Source organism: Dyella sedimenti (genome assembly GCF_022760995.1).
GTDB lineage: Bacteria > Pseudomonadota > Gammaproteobacteria > Xanthomonadales > Rhodanobacteraceae > Dyella > Dyella sedimenti.
Window position 1 is genome coordinate 522,116 of sequence record NZ_JAKWJO010000002.1, and the last position, 20,701, is coordinate 542,816.

Here is a 20,701-nt window from a genome sequence, read left to right on the forward strand (position 1 = left end):
TTCTGCTTTTTCCCCGATCCCCATCGAAAGGAGTAGTCATGGCAAGTCTCGACGGCAAGGTGGCACTCATCACTGGCGCGGCCAGCGGCCTGGGCAAGGCGATTGCCGAGCTGTACGCGAAGAACGGTGCGGCGGTGGCCATCGCCGACATCAACCAGCAGGCGGCCGACGCGACCGCGGCGGAGATCACCGCGGCCGGCGGCAAGGCCATCGGCATCGCCATGGACGTCACCGACGAGGCGGCGGTGAACGCGGGCACCGACAAGGTGGTCGCCGCGTTCGGCCATCTGGACATCCTCATCTCCAATGCGGGCGTGCAGATCATCAACCCGATCGAGCAGTTCGCCTTCGCCGACTGGAAGAAGATGCTGGCCATCCATCTCGATGGCGGCTTCCTCACCACCAAGGCCGCGCTCAAGCACATGTACAAGGACGACCGCGGCGGCATCGTCATCTACATGGGCTCGGTGCATTCGCACGAGGCCTCCAAGCTCAAGTCCGCCTACGTCACCGCTAAGCACGGCCTGCTGGGCCTGGCGCGCACGCTGGCGAAGGAGGGCGCGGCCCACAACGTGCGTTCGCACGTGATCTGCCCAGGCTTCGTGCGCACGCCGCTGGTGGAGAAGCAGATTCCCGAGCAGGCCAAGGAGCTGGGCATCAGCGAGGCCGAGGTGATCAAGAACGTGATGCTCAGCGACACCGTGGATGGCGTGTTCACCACGGTCGAGGACATCGCGCAGACGGCGCTTTACCTGGCGACGTTCCCCTCGGCCGCGTTGACCGGGCAATCCATCGTGGTCAGCCACGGCTGGTACATGCAGTAGCCGCCGCGTCCCGTCCCGTCCTGGTCGTCGGGCGGGACCCGCCGCCTTGCCGGTCCGCGCGGGTCCGTGCGGACGGATTGCCAGGAGCGTCGCCATGAAGATCGCCGAAGTGAAGGCCAACGCCTTCGCCATGCCGTTGACCAACCCGGCGTTTCCGCCCGGGCCCTACCGTTTCGTCAATCGCGAATTCCTGGTCATCACCTACCGCACGGATCCCGATGCCTTGCGCGCGGTGGTGCCGGAGCCGCTGGAAGTGGCCGAGCCGCTGGTCAAGTACGAGTTCATCCGCATGCCCGATTCCACCGGCTTCGGCGACTACACCGAATCCGGCCAGGTCATTCCGGTCAGCTTCCGGGGCCAGCATGGCGGCTACGTGCATTCGATGTACTTGAACGATCATCCCCCGATCGCCGGCGGGCGCGAGTTGTGGGGCTTTCCCAAGAAACTCGCCAGCCCGGTGCTGGAGACCGAGATCGACACCCTGGTAGGCACGCTCGACTACGGCAAGGTGCGGGTGGCCAAGGCCACCATGGGCTTCAAGCACCGCGAGGCCGACCGCCAGGCCGTGCTGGCGGCGCTGGCCGCGCCCAATTTCCTGCTCAAGATCATTCCGCACGTGGACGGTACGCCGCGCATCTGCGAGCTGGTCCGCTACTACACCACCAACGTCACGCTCAAGGGCGCCTGGACCGGGCCGGGTTCGCTGGAGCTGCATGCCCATGCACTGGCGCCGGTGGCCGACCTGCCGGTGCTGAAGGTGGAGTCGGCCCTGCACTATATCACCGACCTGACCCTCGACCTGGGCAGCGTGGTGTACGACTATCTGGCCGATTGAACCGAGGTTTATCCGTATGGACGTCCGTAAGAAGAACCGTGCAGAGACCCAGGTGGCCGACCAGGACCGTTTGCGGAAGTACCACAAGCAATACCAGGTGACGGCCCTGGTCCTGCAGGGCGGCGGCGCGCTGGGCGCCTACCAGGCCGGCGTGTACGAGGCGCTGGACCAGGCGGGCATCCATCCCAACTGGGTTGCCGGCATCTCCATCGGCGCGCTCAACGCCGCCATCATCGCCGGCAACCCGCCTGAGCACCGGGTCGAGCGCCTGCGCGAGTTCTGGCACACGATCTGCCGCCCGCCGCTGCTGCCGGTATGGCCCACGCCGCCGCTCGATCCCGGCGCGTGGGAGCTGCCCTGGCAGAACGGCATGAGCGGCTGGGCCGCGCTGCGCGCGCTGGTGGAAGGGCAGCCGGGCTTCTTCTTCCCGCGGCCGTTCCCGCTGCTGCCGTGGCGGGCCTCGCCGGCCACGGCGAGCTGGTACGACACCGCGCCGCTGAAGACCACCCTGGAGCGCCTGGTCGACATCGATCGCATCAACCACAAGACTGCCATGCGCGTGTCGGTGGGCGCGGTGAACATCCGTACCGGCAATTTCATCTACTTCGACAACACCGAAGGCGAGCTGCGGCTGGAGCATTTCATCGCCTCCGGCTCGCTGCCGCCGGGCTTCCCCGCCACCGAAATCGACGGCGAGTTCTACTGGGACGGCGGCATGGTCTCCAACACGCCGCTGTACAAGGTGCTGTCCGATGGCATTTGCCGGGATTCGCTGATTTTCCAGGTGGACCTGTGGAGCGCGCGCGGCCAGGTGCCGCGCGATCTGGCCGAGGTGACCTCGCGCGCCAAGGACATCCAGTATTCCAGCCGCACGCGCCTGATCACCGAATTCATGGGCATGCGCCAGCGGCAGCAGCGCCTGCTCAACGAGCTGATGGCGCTGGTGCCGGAAGAACGGCGCCGTGACCCAGCCTACCGTCGCGCGGAAGTCTATGCGGGCGGCGCGCTGGTCAACCTGTTCCACCTGATCTACCGCAACAAGCCGTACGAAGGGCACTACAAGGACTACGAGTTCAGCTTCGGCAGCATGCAACAGCACTGGGCCAGCGGCTTGGATGACATGCGATGCACGCTGGCGGAACCGCAATGGTTCGAGCCGCCCGGCACGGAACACCCCTTCATCACCCACGATGTTCATTGTGAAGACTGATCCACCAGGAAACCTCATGAGTCTCAAGGCAGCATTCATCGGGCTCGGCGCCATGGGCACGCCGATGGCCGGCCATCTCAAGGATCGCGGCCTGCTCCATGCCGTGTCCAGCCGCACCCAGGCCAACGCCGACGCGGTGGCGAAGGAGCTTGGCGTCGTCGCGCCGCCGCTGGCGGAGATCGCCGCGCAGTGCGACGTGGTCGCATTGTGCGTCACCGCCGACGCCGACGTGCTCGGCGTGGTCGATGCGCTGGCGCCGCACCTCAAGGCGGGCGCCATCGTGGTCGACCATTCCACCGTCGCCCCCGATACCGCCAGGCAGGCGGCGGCCAGGCTGGCCACGGTGGGTGCGCATTTCCTCGACGCGCCGGTGTCCGGTGGCGTGGAAGGCGCCAGGAACGGCAAGCTGTCGGTGATGGTGGGCGGCGACGCCGCCGTGCTCGAACGCGCACGGCCGGTGCTGGAAGCCTATGCGCTGCGCATCACCCACCTGGGTGACGTCGGCGCCGGCCAGGCCACCAAGGCGGTCAACCAGGTGCTCGTCGCCGGCATCGCGCAGGGCGTGTGCGAAGGGCTGGCGTTGGCCGAGGCGCTGGGCCTGGACCCCGAGCGCCTGCTGCCCACGCTGGGCGCGGGCGCCGCCGGCAACTGGTTCCTGGAAAAGCGCGGCGCCACCATGCTGCGCAACGAGTTCAGCGTCGGCTTCAAGCTGGGCCTGCTGCACAAGGACCTGGGGATCGTGCACCGCATCGCCGAAGGCGCCGGCACCAACCGCAGCGTGATCGAGCGTTCACTCGCCGACTACGCGGAATTGATGAGCCAAGGGTATGGTGACGACGATATCTCCGGCCTGATCCGATTGAAACGCAAAGGGTAAGTCCCCGCGTTTCGGTCACCCGTCGGCCGCGTTCGTGCGTCGCCGGGCGAAGGGGCCGGCGATGGCCCGGCGGTAGTGGCAGTGCGATTTTCTTACTCGTCTTCACGTCGTTGAATCGGGCAGGAGAGGCGTATGAGGCGCATCCGCCGGGTGGCCCGGGCGACGGCTTGCCGATGGCGAGGCCGCGATGACGCGGCCTTCACGCATCGCCTGCTCGCCACGGCCCTGCTGGGCGCGTTGGTGGCACCGGCCGGGGCGACTGACTACACGTCCACCGTGACCGCGCAGGCCGGCCAGGCCGTGACGCTGGATGGCGACACGGTCACCGTGGCGGGCGGCCCCGGCTTGCGTGCCACGGGTGCCGGCGCACGGCTCCTGGCCAGCGATACGGCCGTGCAGGCGGGCGGTGACGGCGCCCTGGCCGACCAGGGCGGCTACATCCGGCTGACCGGCGGTTCCGTCGCGGGGAGCAATGGCCTGCGCGCGACCGGCGCCGGCTCGCTTATCGAGGCCAGCGGCACGGCGATCAGCGCCACTAGTGGCGCGCGTGCCGAGAACGGCGCGAGCCTGTCGCTGGCCAACCTCAGCATGGCGACGCAGGGCACGCTGGCGGTTGGCCTCACCACCATCGGCCAGGGTTCGACCGCCACGGGCGATGGCCTCGCCATCACCACCCAGGGCATGTACGGCTATGGCGTGAACGCCAACGCGGGCACCGCGGTGACGCTGAGCCAGACGAGCATCGCCACCACCGGCGACGTCGCCTACGGCCTGCTGGCGCTGGGCAGCGGCAGCACCATCGCCGCCGGCAACGGCAGCACCATCACCACCACGGGCGCGAATGCGCTGGGCGCGTTCGCCCGGGGTGGCAGCATCACGCTCTCCAACGGCTCGACCACGACGCAGGGCACCTCCGCTCCCGGCCTCGTCGTGCTGGGCGCGGGTAGCCAGCTATCCGCCACGCAATGGCAGGTGCGCACCACGGGCGCGTCGTCCGGCGGCAACGGCGCGTATGGCGTCTATGCGGAGGGCGGCGGTCTTGTTCAACTGGACCAGGCCACCGTCGCCACGCAGGGCGACCTCGCCAGCGGCTTGCGCGCCTCGGGCGCCGGCAGCCGGATCGCCGCGAGCGATACCTCTATCACCACGGCCGCCGCCGATGGCATCCAACTGGCGGACGGCAGCGTGTCGCTCAGCGGCAGCACGGTCAGCGCGGCGGACAACGGCGTCCATCTGAGCGCCACCCCGGCGGGCGGCAACACGCTCGAAGTCATGGGCGGCCGCATCCAATCCATCGGCGGCAGCGCGCTGTATGCCGATGCGGGCAGCAGCACCGTGGCCCTCGGCAACGGTGCCCAGGTGACGGGCGGCAACGGCATCCTGCTCGATGTGCGCAACGCGGGCACGTCGGTGGACCTGGCGGCTGACGGCAACGGATCGCTGACGGGCGATATCGATGCCGATGCCGGAGCCATCGCCAACGTGCGGCTCACCAACGGTTCCTTGCTTACTGGCGCGGCATCGCAGGCGGGGCAGGTCGCCATCGACGCCAGCAGCACCTGGAACCTCACCGGGAACGCCGACGTGCGTTCCCTCGCCCTGGCCGGCACGCTTGCCTTCACGACGCCCAACGACAACAAGACGCTGGTGGTGCATGGCGACCTGGCCGGCGCCAACGGCACCGTGGTGCTGAACACCCTGCTCAACGAAGGTGGCCCGTTGGCCAGCCAGTCCACCGACCGCGTGCTGGTGGAAGGCAATGCCAGCGGCACCACTTTCCTGAAAGTGGTCGGCTCGGGCACGGGCGCGCCGACCAGCGGCGAGGAAGTCCCTGCTGCCAGCCAGGGCATCTCGCTGGTGCAGGTGGCCGGGCCATCCGCCGCTTCGGCCTTCCAGTTGCAGGGCGGTTATGTGGCCGTCGGGCCGTGGCGCTACAACCTGTACGCCTACCAGCCGGGCAGTGCCGATGCCGCCCAGCGGCTGGTCGCCGGCAGCGGCAATGGCTATTGGGATTACCGGCTGCAGAGCGCGTATGTAAGCGATCCTGCTGTCCCGCCGGAGTCCGAGCCGCCCGGCACCCCGGAACCGCCCATCACGCCCGAAACCCCGCCACCACCCGATGCGCGCCCCGAGGTGGTGCCGCAGGTGCCCGCCTATGTAAGCGCACCCGCCGCCATGCTCGCCTACGGCGCTCGTCAAATGGCCTCCCTGCATGATCGCCTCGGCGAGTTCCACCAGGACAGCGCGGATGGCGATGCCGCCAGCGAGTTCTACGCGCGCGTGGCTGGCGGCAACTACACCTACAAAAGCAACCTCGGCTTCGAGCAGTTCGGCTACGGCTTCACCCAGATCGACCGCAGCCTGCAAGTGGGCGGCACCTTGCTGAAAGCCCAGGGCGAGCAGGACGTGTGGCGCGCGGGCCTGTTCGGTTCCACCGGCAACTCGAGCATCGTGCCGGACGCCGCCGATGGCGGCAGCCGCCTGCGCATGAACGCGGCCAGCCTCGGCGCCACGGTGACCTACGTGCGCGACAACGGCCTGTACGTGGATGGCGTGGTGTCGCGCAACTACTACGACGCCCGCGTCGACACCGATGCACGCGGCACCGACATGGCCCGCATCAAGGCCCACGGCTGGTCCTACTCGCTGGAAAGCGGCTATGCCTTGCTGCTGGGGCCAGGCTTGCGACTGGAACCGCAGGCCCAGGTGATCTACCAGCGCATCGGCCTCAACCGCTTCAGCGACGCCGATGACCTCGACATCACACAGGCCAGCAGCAGCACCTGGGTCGGACGCATCGGCGCCAACCTCGGCAAGACCTTCACCACCGCCTCCGGCCTGGACTGGACGGCCGGTGTCCGCCTCAACTACCTGCGCGGCTCGGGCGGGACCACCCAGGTCGATGTCACCAGCCGCGCGTGGGACGTGGACAGCGCGCTCAACAGCGGCCGCTTCGGCGACGCCTTGCAAGGCGGCCTCACCCTCACCGGCCATCTCGCCGCCAGGGCGTGGATCTATATCGCGGGCGACTACCAGACCCGGCTAGGCGACGCCGGCGAAAAAGGCTGGGCCGCCAACGTGGGATTGCGCTGGCAGTTTTGAAAGCCGGTTCAACATCTCGACGCGGACACAAGCACCCCTACAGTGAAACAAGCGAGCCGCGCTTTCCGCGCGGCTTTTTTTGCGCTGGCGCAAGTCGACGAGACAAAGCAACGCAGCTCCCATGACGCCACGCCTGCGTCATCCGACATTCCAGCCATATCGGGCGAAAACCGCTGCTTTTTTCGGATTTGCCTGATGGGGATAAAGCAGGCCGACAGATAGAAAGGATGGCTCCGACTGGCCGGAAAACCCTTCGTGATGGCGACACCCCGGCTGGAAGGCGGGGGGATGAGACGTGCTCATCCGCAGCATGCAAATGCATACACGGAGCCTCACATGAATCACATCTATCGCGTGGTCTGGAATGCCACGCTGGGTACCTGGACCGTCGTATCCGAACTGGCCCGCGGGCACCGTCCGCGCCTGGGCAAGCTCAGCGCCGCTTTAATCATGGGATTGGCCGTGCAGGGGCAAGGCATGGCCACCGACTACACCGCCCCGGTCGTCGCCGATAACGGAAGCGAGGTATCGCTGGACGGGGACACGGTGACGGTCTCGGGCCCCATGGACCTCTTTGCCCTCGGCGCCTATCACGCCGGGTCCCGGCTGGACGCCCATGACGTGACGGTGCTTACCAGCGGTGATGGACTGATGGGCGCTTACGTGGGATTCGGCGGCCAGATGACGCTGACCGGAGGCTCGGTGACCACGCAAGGCGATGTCGCCTACGGCGCGATGGCCATGAGCACCGACGCTCGCTTCGCCGCCACGGATACATCCATTCGCACCGGCGGCATCAATTCACACGGCGTGCTGGCGCTCGATGGTGCATCGGCCGAACTGACCGGCGGTAGCGTGACCACCACAGGCGAATCGGCCGTAGCCGTCATGGCGGGAGCTGGCACGGCGTCGCTGGAAGGCACTTCGGTAACCACACAAGGCACCAATAGCCTCGGGCTCTATGCCTTCGATGCAGGCAACCTTGCCGCCAGCCATGTCGCGCTGGATACGACGGGCGACTATGCCTATGGCCTGGCGGCGGAAACGGGGGGCCTGCTCTCCTTTACCGATGGCAGCGTCACCACGCAGGGCGATTACGCCATTGGCGTGGTAGCCATGGATGCCGGTACGCGAATCACCGCCACCGACACCACCATCGATACCCGAGGAGATTGGTCGCTAGGCATCCTGGCACATGGCGGTGCCTCCTCGGAACTGGCGGGCGGTAACGTCATGACGGCGGGTTATGGAGCCGACGCCGTACAGGCCAGCGGTGGCGGTACGGTGACACTCGACGGTACCCAGATAAGCACGCAAGGCGGTTATGCCTATGGTGCGTTGGCTTTTGATGCCGGTACGCAGATCGTCGCCACGGATACCACGATCGACACCCAGGGGGATGATTCGCGTGGTATTGCGGCGGTTGATAATGCTTCCATCGGATGGACAGGCGGCAGCGTGGCAACCGTGGGACAGTGGGCTTATGCCGTGGTGGCGGACAACAACGGTACGGTAACGCTGGATGGCACCCAGTTGGGCACGCAAGGCGACAACGGCCTCGGCGTGTTGGCCCAGGATGCCGGCCAAGTCAGTGCCACGAACACCACGATCAGCACAGCGGGAGGCGGTTCGCATGGCATCTATGCGTATGGCGGCTCCGTCGAATGGACGGGCGGCAGCGTTACGACCACGGGAGAGGGGTCCGATGCCATTCAGGCCATTGCCAGCACGGTGACGCTGGATGGCACTCAGCTGAGCACACGGGGCGATGGTTCGGCCGCATTGGTGACTACCAATGGCGCCTCCGTTACGGCGACGAATGTGCAGATCGAGACCCTGGGCCAGGACGACGTAAACCAAGGCCTGAGTGCCTACGGCGTCGATGCGGAATGGGGCGGCGTGGTGTCGCTGGGCGGCAGCACGACCGTATCGACCGTCGGCGACCTGGCTGTGGCCTTGCGTGCCAGCGGCCCGGGCAGCCAACTGACCTCCTCGGGCCAGCTTGGCGTCACCACGGCTGGCGAACACGCCTATGGCGCCATCGCGCTGAATGGCGGCGTGGTGGCGTTGGGACAGGGAGCCACCATCGATACGCTTGGCGACCGCGCACATGGCTTGGTATCGCTCGGCGCGGGCAGTCAGGTCGATGCCACCGGCGTGCAAGTCACGACCCACGGCGCCAATGCCGATGGCGTTGCTCTGGGTAACGCGTCGATGAGCCTGACCAACAGCACCATCCAGGGACAGCGCAACGGCTTGTCGCTAAGCACGGACGGTTCGGCATCGACGGCCAATAGCGTCCTTGTGTCGGGCGGCACGCTACGTTCGGTGACGGGTTATGCCATCTATGCCGAGGCCGGCAGCAATACGGTGAATCTCGCCCAAGGCGCACAGGTCTCGGGCGGTAACGGCGTGCTGCTCGGCGTGGCTACGGCGGGAACGTCCGTCGATCTCGCCGCCACCGATCATGTGGCGCTCGATGGTGACCTGATTGCCGTGAACGGGAGCACGGCGAACGTATCGCTGGCGCAGGCCTCGGTTCTTACCGGTGCGGCGTATAACGTCGGCGGCATTGACGTGGACGCCACCAGCCAGTGGAACCTCACCGCCAATTCGGACGTCCAGCAACTGGCGTTGGGCGGCATCGTGGCGTTTGCCGCACCGGCATCCAGCTACAAGACGCTGACGGTGCATGGCGACTGGATCGGCGGCGGCGGCACGGTGGTGCTGAATACGCAGCTCAACGAGGGCGGTCCGCTGGCCAACCAGTTCACCGACCGCGTGCTGGTGGAAGGCAACGCCAGCGGCACCACTTATCTGGCGGTGACCGGCAGCGGCACGGGTGCATTGACCGACACCAACCGCAATGGCGTGCTGGAGCCGAATGAAGGCATTTCGCTGGCGCAAGTGGCTGGTCAGGCCGGTGCTTCGGCCTTCAGGCTGGCTGGCGGCTACGTGGCGGTGGGCCCCTGGCGCTACGAGTTGCACGACTACCAGCCCGGCAGCGCGGATGCCGGCCAACGCGTGGTGGCCGGTTCAGGCAACGGGTACTGGGACTACCGTTTGCAAAATGCGTACGTGGCCGATCCGAATCCGGCCAATCCCACCAATCCCACCAATCCCACCAATCCCACCAATCCCACCAATCCCACCAATCCCACCAATCCCGTCGGCCCAACTGGTCCCACGGGCACCCAGAGGCCGGCGGTGGTGCCGCAGGTGCCTTCCTATCTTGCCGCGTCCACCGCCATGCTCGCCTATGGCTTGCGCAGCCTTGGCACGCTGCATGACCGACTGGGTGAACTTCACAACGACGCCGCGAGCACCGATAGGCAGGCCGCCGAGTTCTATGCCCGCGTGTTCGGCGGCGATTACCGCTACGGCAGCAACCGCAGCTTTGCCCAGTACGGCTATGACTTCGACCAGAACGACCGCGCCGTGCAGATCGGCGGCACCTGGTTGAAGGCGATGGGCGATAGCTCGACCTGGCGGCTTGGCGCCTACGGCGTCACCGGCGACTCGCGTATCACGCCGCGCGCGGCTGACGGCAGCAGCCGTATGCGCATGACTGGCAACAGCCTGGGGCTCACCGGCACGTACGAACAAGCCAACGGCCTCTATCTCGATGGCGTGGTGGCGCGCAACTTCTACCGCACCTCGGTCGATACCGCCGAGCGAGGCCGCGACATGGCCGAGTTCCGCACGCGTGGCTGGTCGTACTCGCTGGAAGCCGGCATCCCCTTCGTGTTCGGCAATGGACTTCGCCTGGAGCCGCAGGCGCAGGTGGTCTACCAGTACTTGCATACGGCGAGCTTCACCGATCGCGATGGCCTGACTGTCTCGCCTGCAACGTCGCATGCCTGGACGGGCCGCCTGGGTACCTATCTGAGCAAGACGTTCACCACCGAGGCCGGCGGGCGCTGGACACCCTGGGCGCGGCTGAACTACGTCGCCAGCGGCGACAGCGGCGACGACGTCAACGTCAGGAGCGATGCGTGGAGCGTCAACGACACCCTGGTCTCGGGCAAGTGGGGCCGCGTCGTGCAGTTGGGCGCCGGCATCACCGGCGCGTGGTCGGACGCGTGGTCGATCTATGGCGGCGCGGACTACCAGGCCAAGGTGGGCGATGTGGGCGAGCGGGGCTGGTCGGCCAACCTGGGGCTGCGCTGGCGTTTTTGAGGGGCTGCTCGGCAGCCAGAGCAATCCCCTCCCAACCTCCCCCTGCCAGCGGGGAGAGGAGCCAAGAGCGTGATCGCACTTGCTCCCCTGCGTTGGCAGGGGAGGGTTGGGGAGGGGTGCTTGAGGCCAACAAAAAAGGCCGCGTCGAGCGGCCTTTTTTCATGACATGTTGCTCGCCGGGCGCGTGGCGTCAGCGGCCTTCCTTCAGGGCGATGGCATTGATGCCGGCCGAGGCCAGGCGCTGCTTGGCCGCTTCCAGTTCGGTGGCCGAGTGGAACGGGCCCAGGCGTACGCGGTTGTAGGTCTGGCCGTTGACGCTCACCGGCGCCACGTTGGCGACGAAGCCCTGCATGGCCAGCTTGGCCTTGAGCGTCTCCGCATCGGCGGGACTGGGGAAGGCGCCGACCTGCAGCAGGTAGCCGCTGCCGGCGGCCTGCGGCTTCACGGCGGATTCCGGCGCGGCGGTGACCGCCTCGGATACCGCCGCCGGGGCATTCGCCGCCGGCTTGGGCGTCGTCGGCGATTGGGCCTCGGCCTGCGCCGCCTGTTGGGCGGCCTGCTGCTTCTGCTGCTGCTCGGCCTTGGCCTGGGCGCTGATTACCGCGTCGGGAATGCGCACTTCCTTCTCCGACAGCACTGAGTAGAAGTCGTACTGCGGCTTCTTCGGCGCGGGTGCGGCGTCGGTGGCGGAGGTCGATTCGCTGCCGGCGGCGCCGGCGTCGCTGCCGCGCTGGGCGGTGGCCTGCGGGTTGGGTTGCGGGCCGCCGTTCGGACGCGGCGCGATCGGCAGGTGGCCAAGCATGGCGAACATCAGCACGGCGCCGATCAGGATGCCGATGACGGCCCAGCCCCAGCCGGGCATGCCGCCGCTGTTGTTACGGACGGCCTGGCGGCCTTTGCCCTTGCGTGGTGCTGCCATTTACATCTTCTCCGGGGCGCTGAGTCCCAGCAATGCCAAACCGTTGCGTATGACCTGGCGCGTGGCGACGGCGAGCGTGATGCGCGCGTTGCGCAGTTCGGCGTCGTCCACGATCCATTTGTGCTCGTGATAGTAACTGTGCAGGGCGCCCGCGAGCTCGCGCAGGTATTGCGCGATCAGGTGCGGTTCCAGATTGGCCGCGGCGGCCTCCACCACTTCGGGGAAGCGCGACAGCTCGGTGAACAGCGCCTGTTCGTGGGGGCTGTCCAGTCGCGCCAGCCCGGCGACGCCCGCCTCGGTATCCACTGGCGGCAGGCCGCGCTCGGCCAGTTCCTCCAGCACGCGGCACACGCGGGCGTGGGCGTACTGGATGTAGTAGACCGGGTTGTCGTTGCTCTGCGAGCGTGCCAGGTCGATGTCGAACACCAACTGCGAGTCGGCCTTGCGCGCGATCAGGAAGTAGCGGGTGGCGTCGCGGCCGGCTTCCTCGATCAGGTCACGCAGGGTGAGGTAGCTGCCGGCGCGCTTGGAGAGCTTCACCTCTTCGCCGCCGCGCATCACCGTCACCATCTGGTACAGCACGTAGTTGGGCCAGCCCTTGGGAATGCCCACGTCCAGCGCCTGCAGGCCGGCCTTCACGCGCGCCAGCGAGCCGTGGTGGTCCGAGCCCAGCACGGTCACCGCGTTGACGTAGCCGCGCTGCCACTTGGACAGGTGGTAGGCCACGTCCGGCACGAAGTAGGTGTAGGTGCCGTCGGACTTGCGCATCACGCGGTCCTTGTCGTCACCGAAATCGGTGGAGCGCAGCCACAGCGCGCCGCCTTCCTCGTAGGTGTGGCCGTGGGCGACCAGTTCGCGCACGGTCTCGTCCACCTTGCCGTCGGTGTACAGCGAGGACTCCAGGAAATAGGTGTCGAAGCCGACGCCGAAGGCCTTCAGGTCCAGGTCCTGCTCGCGGCGCAGGTAGGCCACGGCGAAATGGCGGATGGCTTCCAGGTCGTCGGCGTCCCTGGCGCCGGTGACCACATGGCCTTCCACCTCCACGCTGTCGCCGTCGAGGTAGGCGCGGGCCACGTCGGCGATGTAGTCGCCGCGGTAGCCGTCCTCCGGCCAGCCGGCGTCGGCCGGGGTGAGGCCGCGCGCGCGCGCCTGCACCGAGATGGCCAGGTTGTGGATCTGCACGCCGGCGTCGTTGTAGTAGAACTCGCGCTTGACCTTCCAGCCGGTGGCGTCGAGCAGGCGCGCCACGCAGTCGCCCAGCACGGCGTTGCGGCCGTGGCCCACGTGCAGCGGGCCGGTCGGGTTGGCCGAGACGAACTCCACGCCGGCGGTGACGCCCTTGCCGCTGTCGTTGCGGCCATAGGCGCCGCCCTGCGCGAGGATGCGGCCGGTCTCCTCGTGGTAGGCGCCCGGCGCCAGGAAGAAGTTGATGAAACCGGGGCCGGCGATCTCCACCTTGTCCACCAGAGTGTTGGCGGGCAGGGCGGCCACCAGCTTCTCGGCCAGTTCGCGCGGCTTGGCGCGGGCCGGCTTGGCCAGCAGCATGGCCGCGTTGGCGGCGAAATCGCCATGCTCGCGGCTGCGCGCGCGCTCGATCACGAAGCCCGGCACGTCGAGGTCGGCGGGCAGGGCGGAGTCGTTCTGCAGGGTACGAATGGCCTGCCGCAGCAGGTCTCGCAGCTGTTCTTTCACGGCGTTGGTCTGGCGACGATGGAACCGCTAATCCTATCAGACCACCGCCGTCGGAGCCGGCCGTTACCTGCGGAAGGCGCATGCTGCGTCACGGGGGAAAGTTCTGTGGATAACTCTGTGGGGAATCTCCTACGCCGCTGCGCTTGTCATCGTGGGATGCCGGCGGAAATTGCGCTGTAAAGAAAAAACCAATGTAAAAACATGGTGTTGGATGCCAAATGTGAGGTGCGCGAAAAAAAGCGGGCGGAAAGTGCCGTCCTGGGGCCAATGTGCATAAGTCGCGGAGGGCGGGCACGGCAGATGCATCGGCTTTTCAACGCCGACACGTCACGCCCCTGTCATGCGGCGCCGCCACACTATGCCCCGTCCCCCAGGCACCTTCCCGCCGACGGGGACGGGAGACCGCCGTCACTCTCCTCCCTCCCCACAAAACGGCCAAACGGCGCGGACCTCCCCCCGCGCCGTTGTTCTTTGGGGAGATCGTGAACAGGCGCTAAAGCATCCCCCGCGCCGCCATCGACACCGGCGCGCCGTGACCGATCACCAGGTGGTCCAGCACCCGCACCCCGACCAATTGCAGGGCGTCGCGCAGCTCGCGGGTGATGGCGTGGTCGGCCGGGCTGGGCTCGGCCACGCCGGAAGGGTGGTTGTGGGCGAAGATCACGGCGGCAGCGTTGTGCCGCAGGCAGGCGCGCACCACCTCGCGGGGGTGGACGCTGGCGCCGTCCACGGTGCCGCGGAACAGCTCCTCGAAGGCCAGCACGCGATGGCGGTTGTCCAGGAACAGGCAGACAAATACCTCGTAGGGCAGGTGGCGCAGCTGGGCGCGCAGGTAGTCGCCGCTGTCGTGCGGGTTGCCCAGGGTGGGGCGTTCGGCCAGCTGTTCGGCCAGGACGCGGCGGGCCAGTTCCAGCGCCGCGACCAGGCGGGCGCGCTTGGCCGGGCCGATGCCGCGCAGCCGGATGGCCTGGCCCGGATCGGCCAGCAGGAGGCCCAGCCCGCCGCAGGCGGCGAGCAACTGGCGGCCGAGCGCGACGGCGTCCGTGCCGGGCACGCCGCTGCCCAGCAGCACGGCGATCAGTTCGGCATTGGACAGGGCGCTCTGGCCCCGGGACAGCAGTTTTTCGCGGGGACGTTCCCCTTCGGGCCATTCGCGGATGCTCATTCCCACAGGCTGCCGGTCCGCCGTGCGCACGCCCATTGGCAGCGGGCCGCGCGGCGTTGTCCGGCGCCCGGCCGCGTGCGGGCAGGCTGTGGCCGCGCGCGTCTGTCAGCCGGTGGCGGACGGCAGCCTGACCGCGAACTCGGCGATCCGGTCGATGAACACCCGCACGGAGCCCGTGCGGCCGCCTCCGCCGACTGTCGGGCCATCGCGTCCCGCGTACGCCCATCCATCACCGAGCCGCCCAGGCGATTCCGGTAAGCTACCGGGCCAAACGGTTTAAGTCAGGCCCACCCACCATGAGTCTTGCCCAACGCCGCATCCTGCTGGGCGTATCCGGCGGCATCGCCGCCTACAAGTCCTGCGAGCTGGTCCGCCGCCTGCGCGACCTCGGTGCCGAGGTGCGCGTGGTGATGACCGAGGGCGCCACCCGTTTCGTCAGCGCCACCACCTTCCAGGCGCTGTCCGGCCAGCCGGTGCGCACCAGCCTGTGGGACGCGGAAGCGGAGGCGGCCATGGGCCATATCGAGCTGGCGCGCTGGGCCGAGCGCATCCTGGTTGCCCCGGCCAGCGCCGACCTGATCGCGCGCCTCGCCCACGGCCTGGCCAACGACCTGCTCACCACCGTGTGCCTGGCCAGCGCCGCGCCGCTGTACGTGGCGCCGGCGATGAACCAGCAGATGTGGGCGCACCCGGCGGTGCAGGCCAACGTCGAGACGCTGCGCCAGCGCGGCGTGCGCCTGCTCGGTCCCGCCTCCGGCGACCAGGCCTGCGGCGACATCGGCTCGGGCCGCATGCTCGAGCCGCTGGAGCTGCGCGAGGCCCTCGTCGCCTCGTATGGCGACCAGGCCCTGCACGGGCTGAAGGTGGTGGTGAGCGCGGGGCCGACCTACGAGGACATCGACCCGGTGCGCTTCATCGGCAACCGCAGCTCCGGCCGCATGGGCTTCGCCGTGGCCGAGGCAGCCGCGCAGGCCGGCGCCGAGGTGACCCTGGTGGCCGGCCCGGTCAGCCTGGCCACGCCGCCGGGCATTGCCCGGCGCATCGACGTGCGCAGCGCCGCGCAGATGCGCGACGCCGTGGTGGCGTCCACCGCGAACGCGGACATCTATATCGGCGCCGCGGCGGTGGGGGACTACCGGCCCGCGCAGGTGGCCGAGCACAAGCTCAAGAAACACGACGGCGCCCCGCTGGAACTGCGCCTGGCCGAGAATCCCGACATCCTGGCCACGCTGGCTGCGCAAACCGTGCGCCCTTTCCTGGTCGGATTCGCGGCGGAAACGCATGATGTGGAGCGATACGCGCGCGACAAGCTGGCGCGCAAGGGATTGGACATGATCGCCGCCAACCAGGTCGGCGGCGGCCTTGGCTTCGAGGCCGCCGACAACGCCTTGACCCTTTACAGCCCCGAGGGGACCATCGAGCTGCCGCGCGTCTCCAAGACCGAGCTGGCACGGCAGCTGGTGGCCAGGGTGGCCGAGCGTTACCGGGCGGTGCGCCCGTGACGGCGGGCCAGGGGATCGAGGTCGAGCTGAAGATCCTCGACCCGCGTCTGGGCGACAGCATTCCCCTGCCGCAGCCGGCCACCGCCGGTAGCGCCGGCATGGACCTGCGCGCCGCCATCGAGGCGCCGCTGACCCTGCCGCCCGGCGAAAGCGCGCTGGTGCCCAGCGGCATGGCCATCCATATCGGCGACCCGGGCTGGTGCGCGCTGATCGTGCCGCGCTCGGGGCTGGGCCATAAGCATGGCCTGGTGATGGGCAACCTGGTCGGCGTGATCGATGCTGACTACCAGGGGCCGTTGATGATTTCGTGCTGGAATCGCGGTGCTCAGCCCTACACCATCGACGTGGGCGATCGCATCGCCCAGTTGCTGCTGGTGCCGGTGGCGCAGGCGCGGCTGAAGGTGGTGCAGGCGTTCGCGCCCTCGCAGAGGGGCGAGGGCGGGTTCGGTTCGACCGGAGTCAATTAGGCGCGGGGCCGGGGCACCCGGCCGACGCAAACCTGCGTGGGGACAGGGCATGGCGAAAATCATCAGTCTCGGTGGGCGGCCATTCGCCGGGTCGATCGACGGGCGTCGCCTGCTGCCGCTGGCGGCGGGCACCCTGCTGGTGCTCGGCGGCCTGTTCTGCCTGTGGCAGACCTGGCAGATCGCCGACGAGGGCAGCTCGGCCGAGCGCGTGCATGCCGCGCAGAAGCAGGCCGTCGATGCGTTGTCGGCGGAAATCGCCAGCGAACGCGGCCGCGTGGAAGCCGCCGTGCACGCCATGGATCCCGCGGCGCTGGTCGCCGACCCCGCGGTAGCGGCGGCGGCCCTGCGCGAAAGCCTGCCCCAGGCCCTGGCGGTGGAGGTCTACAGCGGCAGCCTGGATGAAGTGCTGCATGCCAACTACCGTGCCTTCGGCTATGGCAAGGCCGCCCAGCTGATGGCGGCGGAGACCGCAGACGGCAAGCCGCTGGCGCAGACCGTGCCCGACACCAAGGGCGGTCGCGTGCTGAGCCTGGTGGTGCCGGCCGGCCGGCCCGAGCATCCCCAGGCATGGGTGTGGGCGGCGTTGCCGTTCGCGCCGCTGCAGGAGCGCTTCGACTCCATCCCGCCGGCGGGCGGGCGGTTGGAGCTTCGCCAGGGCGATGATCGCGGCGACCTGCGCCTGCTGGCCAACGGCACGCCGTCGGCCCTGCGCGAGACCGATGGCATGGCCGTGGCCGGCAGCACGCTCAGCGTGGCGGCCGCGCTGCCGCAGGCCTACATCGTGCTGCCGCATGCGTGGCCATTGACCGCCTTGCTCGGGCTGCTTTGCCTGGGCGGCGGCGGATACCTGTTCTGGTGGCGCCATCGTCCGCGCGGCCGGATTGCCGTGGTGGATGAGGAACCCGTTTTGTCCGATTTGATGGAAAGCACGCCGGCGCCGACGACGCCGGCATTGGCCGCGCCCGCACCGGCCCCGGCGCCCGCGACGGTGCCGGTCACGGTGGACCCGGCCATATTCCGCGCCTACGACGTGCGCGGCGTGGTGGGCAAGTCGTTGACCAAGGAGGTGGCCCGCCTGCTCGGCCAGGCCATCGGCACGGTGATGCGAGAGAAGGGCCTGCACGAGATCGTGGTGGGCCGCGATGGCCGCCTGTCCGGCCCGGAACTGGCGGGCGCGCTGTCCGATGGCCTGCGCGAGGCGGGCATCGACGTGATCGACGTGGGCGCGGTGCCCACGCCGGTGGTCTATTTCGCCGCCTACCGCTTCAATACCGGCTGCGGCGTGGCCGTCACCGGCAGCCACAATCCGCCCGAATACAACGGCTTCAAGATCGTGGTCGGCGGCGAGACGCTGTCGGAGGGGGCCATTCAGGACCTCTACCAGCGCATCGTCGGCAACCGGCTGGAGCGCGGTGGCCAGGGCGGCCTGCGCCACCTCGACGTGGTGCCCGACTACGTCGACCGCATCGTCTCCGACGTGCAGGCCGAGCGCCGCCTGAAGGTGGTGATCGACTGCGGCAACGGCATTCCCGGCGCGGTGGCGCCGCAGGTGCTCGACGGCATCGGCTGCGAGACGATCCCGCTGTACTGCGAAGTGGACGGCACCTTCCCCAACCACCATCCCGACCCGTCCGATCCGCACAACCTGGAAGACCTGATCTTCGCGGTGAAGCAGACCGGCGCGGACCTCGGCCTCGCCTTCGACGGCGACGGCGACCGCCTGGGCGTGGTGACCCGGGAGGGTGAGATCATCTTCCCCGACCGCACCCTGATGCTGTTCGCGCGCGACGTGCTGTCGCGCCGGCCGGGCGCCACCATCATCTACGACGTCAAGTGCACCGGCCACCTGAAGGGCCAGATCCTCGACGCCGGCGGCAGCCCGCTGATGTGGCGCACCGGCCATTCGCTGATCAAGGCCAAGATGCGCGAGACCGACGCCGAACTGGCCGGCGAGATGAGCGGCCATTTCTTCTTCAAGGAGCGCTGGTACGGCTTCGACGACGGCATCTACGCCGCCGCGCGCCTGATGGAGATTCTTGCGGGCGACCCGGAAGAGCGCACGCCGGAGGCCATCTTCGCCACCTGCCCCAAGGGCGTGTCCACGCCGGAGCTGAAAGTGGCGATGGCCGAGGGCGAGCATTACCGCTTCATCGAGGCGTTCCGCCAGAAGGCCAGTTTCGGCGAGGCCACGCTCACCACCCTCGACGGCGTGCGCGCCGACTGGCCGGACGGCTGGGGTCTGGTGCGTCCGTCCAACACCACGCCGATCCTCGTGCTGCGCTTCGACGCCGACAACGAGGTGGCGCTCAAGCGCATCCAGCAGGTGTTCCGCCAACAGCTGCTGGCGGTCGATCCGGGGTTGAAGTTGCCGTTTTGATGGGGATGGGGGGCGGGTAGCAGGGGCGCAAGCCCGCGCGCTATGCCCTGGCCGTGAACGCTTTCGTCGAAGCCTGGAAGCCGGCGTGAACGGCTGGTTCCCGCGCCCCCACTAGCCCATCCCCTACCCCTGCTTCCCCTACTGCTCCCTCTCCCGCGCGGCCTTCAGCTCGCGGTAGTGCTCCAGGTCCGTGGCGTTCTTCTGCACGGCGGCGTCGCGCGAGGACTGCTCGTGTTCCAGCACGTTGCGCTGCTTGGCGACGACATCGCGCTGCTTGGCGATGCTGTCGCTGAGGAACTTGGGCACCGGCTGCTTGGCGCGCTCCAGGTCGCCCGCGCGGGTGAGCAGGTCGGTGAGCGCCTTCTCCTGGCTGCGCAAGTTGGCCTTGGTCGTGCTGATCTGCTGGTCGATGTTGTCCAGGTTCTGCTGCTGCGAGGCCTTGTAGGCCGCCTCGGTGGGATAGGCCGCCAGCATCTGCGCATCCTCGCGGGCGCGCTGCTGCTGGGCCTGCTTCTGCGCGGCCTGCTGCTCGGCCTGCTTCTGCGCGGCGGCGCGCTCCTCAGGACTGAGCTGGCGATCCACGTGCTGGATCACCAGGCCGCGGTCGTTGACGATGTCGTAGCCGTACTTCATCGCGTCCGCGGTCAGGCTGTCGCTGTAGTGGGGCAGGCCTGAGGCGTCCTTCCAGCGATAGCGGTAGCTGCTGCCCTTCTGCGCCTGGGCTTGCACGCTGGCGGCCAGCGCGAGCATCGCGATGACTATGAGTGTTCTGCGCATCGATTTTCCCCCTGGTTGGCGGAAGTATAGCCGGCGGTCCTGCGCGGCCATGACGCGGCCATGGCGCTGTTGCCCGTGTGTGACGCAGATCGCCAACCAGATCGCATGTCAGGCGCGACCGACGCCGTAGCGTTCGCGGTACGCCACCAGTCGCGCGTGCTCGGCGGCCAGTTCCGGCCGTTCCCCCGCATAGGCCAGCACGTCGCCCAGGCTGGTGATGGCGATCACCGGGATGCCGAACTCGGCGGTGACCTCCTGCGCCGCCGAGTGTTCACCCTGGCCGCGCTCCTGGCGGTCCAGCGCGATCAGCACGCCCGCCGGCGTCGCGCCCTGCGCGCGAATCAGCGCCAGTGATTCGCGCACCGCGGTGCCTGCCGTCATCACGTCGTCCACGATCAGCACGCGTCCCTTCAGCGGCGCACCCACCAGCACGCCGCCTTCGCCGTGGTCCTTGGCTTCCTTGCGGTTGTAGGCCCAGGGCAGGTCGCGGCCGTGCTGGTCGGCCAGCGCGATGGCGGTGGCGGCGGCCAGCGCGATGCCCTTGTAGGCCGGCCCGAACAGCATGTCGACCTCGACGCCCGCGTTCACCACCGCGGCGGCGTAGGCCCGGCCCAGCTGGGCCAGCGCAGCACCGGAGTCGATCCGGCCCATGTTGAAGAAATAGGGGCTCTGGCGGCCGGACTTGAGCGTGAAGTCGCCAAAGCGCAGCACCTCGCGCTGCAGGGTGAGTTCGATGAAGTCGCGCTGGTAGTCGTGCACGGCGGTGTTCTCTCGC

14 protein-coding genes are annotated in these 20,701 nt (G+C 68.5%); 9 read left to right on the forward strand and 5 right to left on the reverse strand.

Annotation, left to right across the window (positions count from 1 at the left end):
* Positions 1-38 precede the first annotated feature (38 nt).
* The 6 genes from MJ605_RS07555 to MJ605_RS07580 all read left to right on the forward strand — a co-directional run bounded on the left by MJ605_RS07555 (position 39) and on the right by MJ605_RS07580 (position 11,027).
* Complete coding sequence (locus MJ605_RS07555) at positions 39-824, forward strand: 3-hydroxybutyrate dehydrogenase (protein ID WP_243040690.1); 786 nt, start codon at positions 39-41, stop codon at positions 822-824.
* A 94-nt stretch (positions 825-918) separates the two neighbouring features.
* Entirely contained in the window at positions 919-1,659 is a 741-nt protein-coding gene (locus MJ605_RS07560) for an acetoacetate decarboxylase (RefSeq protein ID WP_243040691.1), read from the forward strand.
* Positions 1,660-1,675: 16 nt separating this feature from the next.
* Positions 1,676-2,869 (forward strand): DUF3734 domain-containing protein, encoded by a 1,194-nt coding sequence (locus tag MJ605_RS07565; protein ID WP_243040692.1) that lies wholly within the window; start codon positions 1,676-1,678, stop codon positions 2,867-2,869.
* A 16-nt stretch (positions 2,870-2,885) separates the two neighbouring features.
* Positions 2,886-3,746, forward strand: a complete 861-nt coding sequence (locus tag MJ605_RS07570) for an NAD(P)-dependent oxidoreductase (RefSeq protein ID WP_243040693.1) — start codon at positions 2,886-2,888, stop codon at positions 3,744-3,746.
* Between the two features lie 132 nt (positions 3,747-3,878).
* The gene (locus MJ605_RS07575) at positions 3,879-6,848 is read left to right on the forward strand and encodes an autotransporter family protein (RefSeq protein ID WP_243040694.1); all 2,970 of its coding nucleotides are present in this window, start codon (positions 3,879-3,881) and stop codon (positions 6,846-6,848) included.
* Positions 6,849-7,184: 336 nt separating this feature from the next.
* Positions 7,185-11,027, forward strand: coding sequence for an autotransporter outer membrane beta-barrel domain-containing protein (locus tag MJ605_RS07580; protein ID WP_243040695.1), 3,843 nt, complete (start codon positions 7,185-7,187; stop codon positions 11,025-11,027).
* 190 nt (positions 11,028-11,217) lie between these two features.
* On the opposite strand, the gene MJ605_RS07585 is transcribed toward MJ605_RS07580, so the two are convergent.
* The 3 genes from MJ605_RS07585 to radC form a co-directional block, all read right to left on the reverse strand.
* Positions 11,218-11,946: an SPOR domain-containing protein gene (locus MJ605_RS07585; protein WP_243040696.1), complete on the reverse strand. Its 729-nt coding sequence runs from the start codon at positions 11,944-11,946 to the stop codon at positions 11,218-11,220.
* Positions 11,947-13,638: an arginine--tRNA ligase gene (gene argS, locus MJ605_RS07590; protein WP_243040697.1), complete on the reverse strand. Its 1,692-nt coding sequence runs from the start codon at positions 13,636-13,638 to the stop codon at positions 11,947-11,949.
* A 493-nt stretch (positions 13,639-14,131) separates the two neighbouring features.
* Positions 14,132-14,803: a RadC family protein gene (gene radC / locus MJ605_RS07595; protein ID WP_243040698.1), complete on the reverse strand. Its 672-nt coding sequence runs from the start codon at positions 14,801-14,803 to the stop codon at positions 14,132-14,134.
* Between the two features lie 296 nt (positions 14,804-15,099).
* On the opposite strand from radC, the gene coaBC reads away from it, so the two are divergent.
* Genes coaBC through MJ605_RS07610 form a run of 3 tightly spaced genes read left to right on the forward strand, consistent with a single transcriptional unit; the run spans position 15,100 to position 19,149 of the window.
* Positions 15,100-16,305: a bifunctional phosphopantothenoylcysteine decarboxylase/phosphopantothenate--cysteine ligase CoaBC gene (gene coaBC / locus MJ605_RS07600; RefSeq protein WP_243040699.1), complete on the forward strand. Its 1,206-nt coding sequence runs from the start codon at positions 15,100-15,102 to the stop codon at positions 16,303-16,305.
* On the forward strand, positions 16,302-16,772 hold the full coding sequence (dut, locus tag MJ605_RS07605; RefSeq protein WP_243040700.1) for a dUTP diphosphatase: 471 nt from the start codon (positions 16,302-16,304) through the stop codon (positions 16,770-16,772). The genes coaBC and dut overlap by 4 nt, the downstream gene beginning before the upstream one ends.
* Positions 16,773-16,821: 49 nt before the next feature.
* Complete coding sequence (locus MJ605_RS07610) at positions 16,822-19,149, forward strand: phosphomannomutase/phosphoglucomutase (RefSeq protein ID WP_243040701.1); 2,328 nt, start codon at positions 16,822-16,824, stop codon at positions 19,147-19,149.
* A 138-nt stretch (positions 19,150-19,287) separates the two neighbouring features.
* On the opposite strand, the gene MJ605_RS07615 is transcribed toward MJ605_RS07610, so the two are convergent.
* Entirely contained in the window at positions 19,288-19,926 is a 639-nt protein-coding gene (locus MJ605_RS07615) for a DUF4124 domain-containing protein (RefSeq protein WP_243040702.1), read from the reverse strand.
* A 108-nt stretch (positions 19,927-20,034) separates the two neighbouring features.
* The gene (gene pyrE, locus MJ605_RS07620) at positions 20,035-20,685 is read right to left on the reverse strand and encodes an orotate phosphoribosyltransferase (RefSeq protein WP_243040704.1); all 651 of its coding nucleotides are present in this window, start codon (positions 20,683-20,685) and stop codon (positions 20,035-20,037) included.
* Positions 20,686-20,701 lie beyond the last annotated feature (16 nt).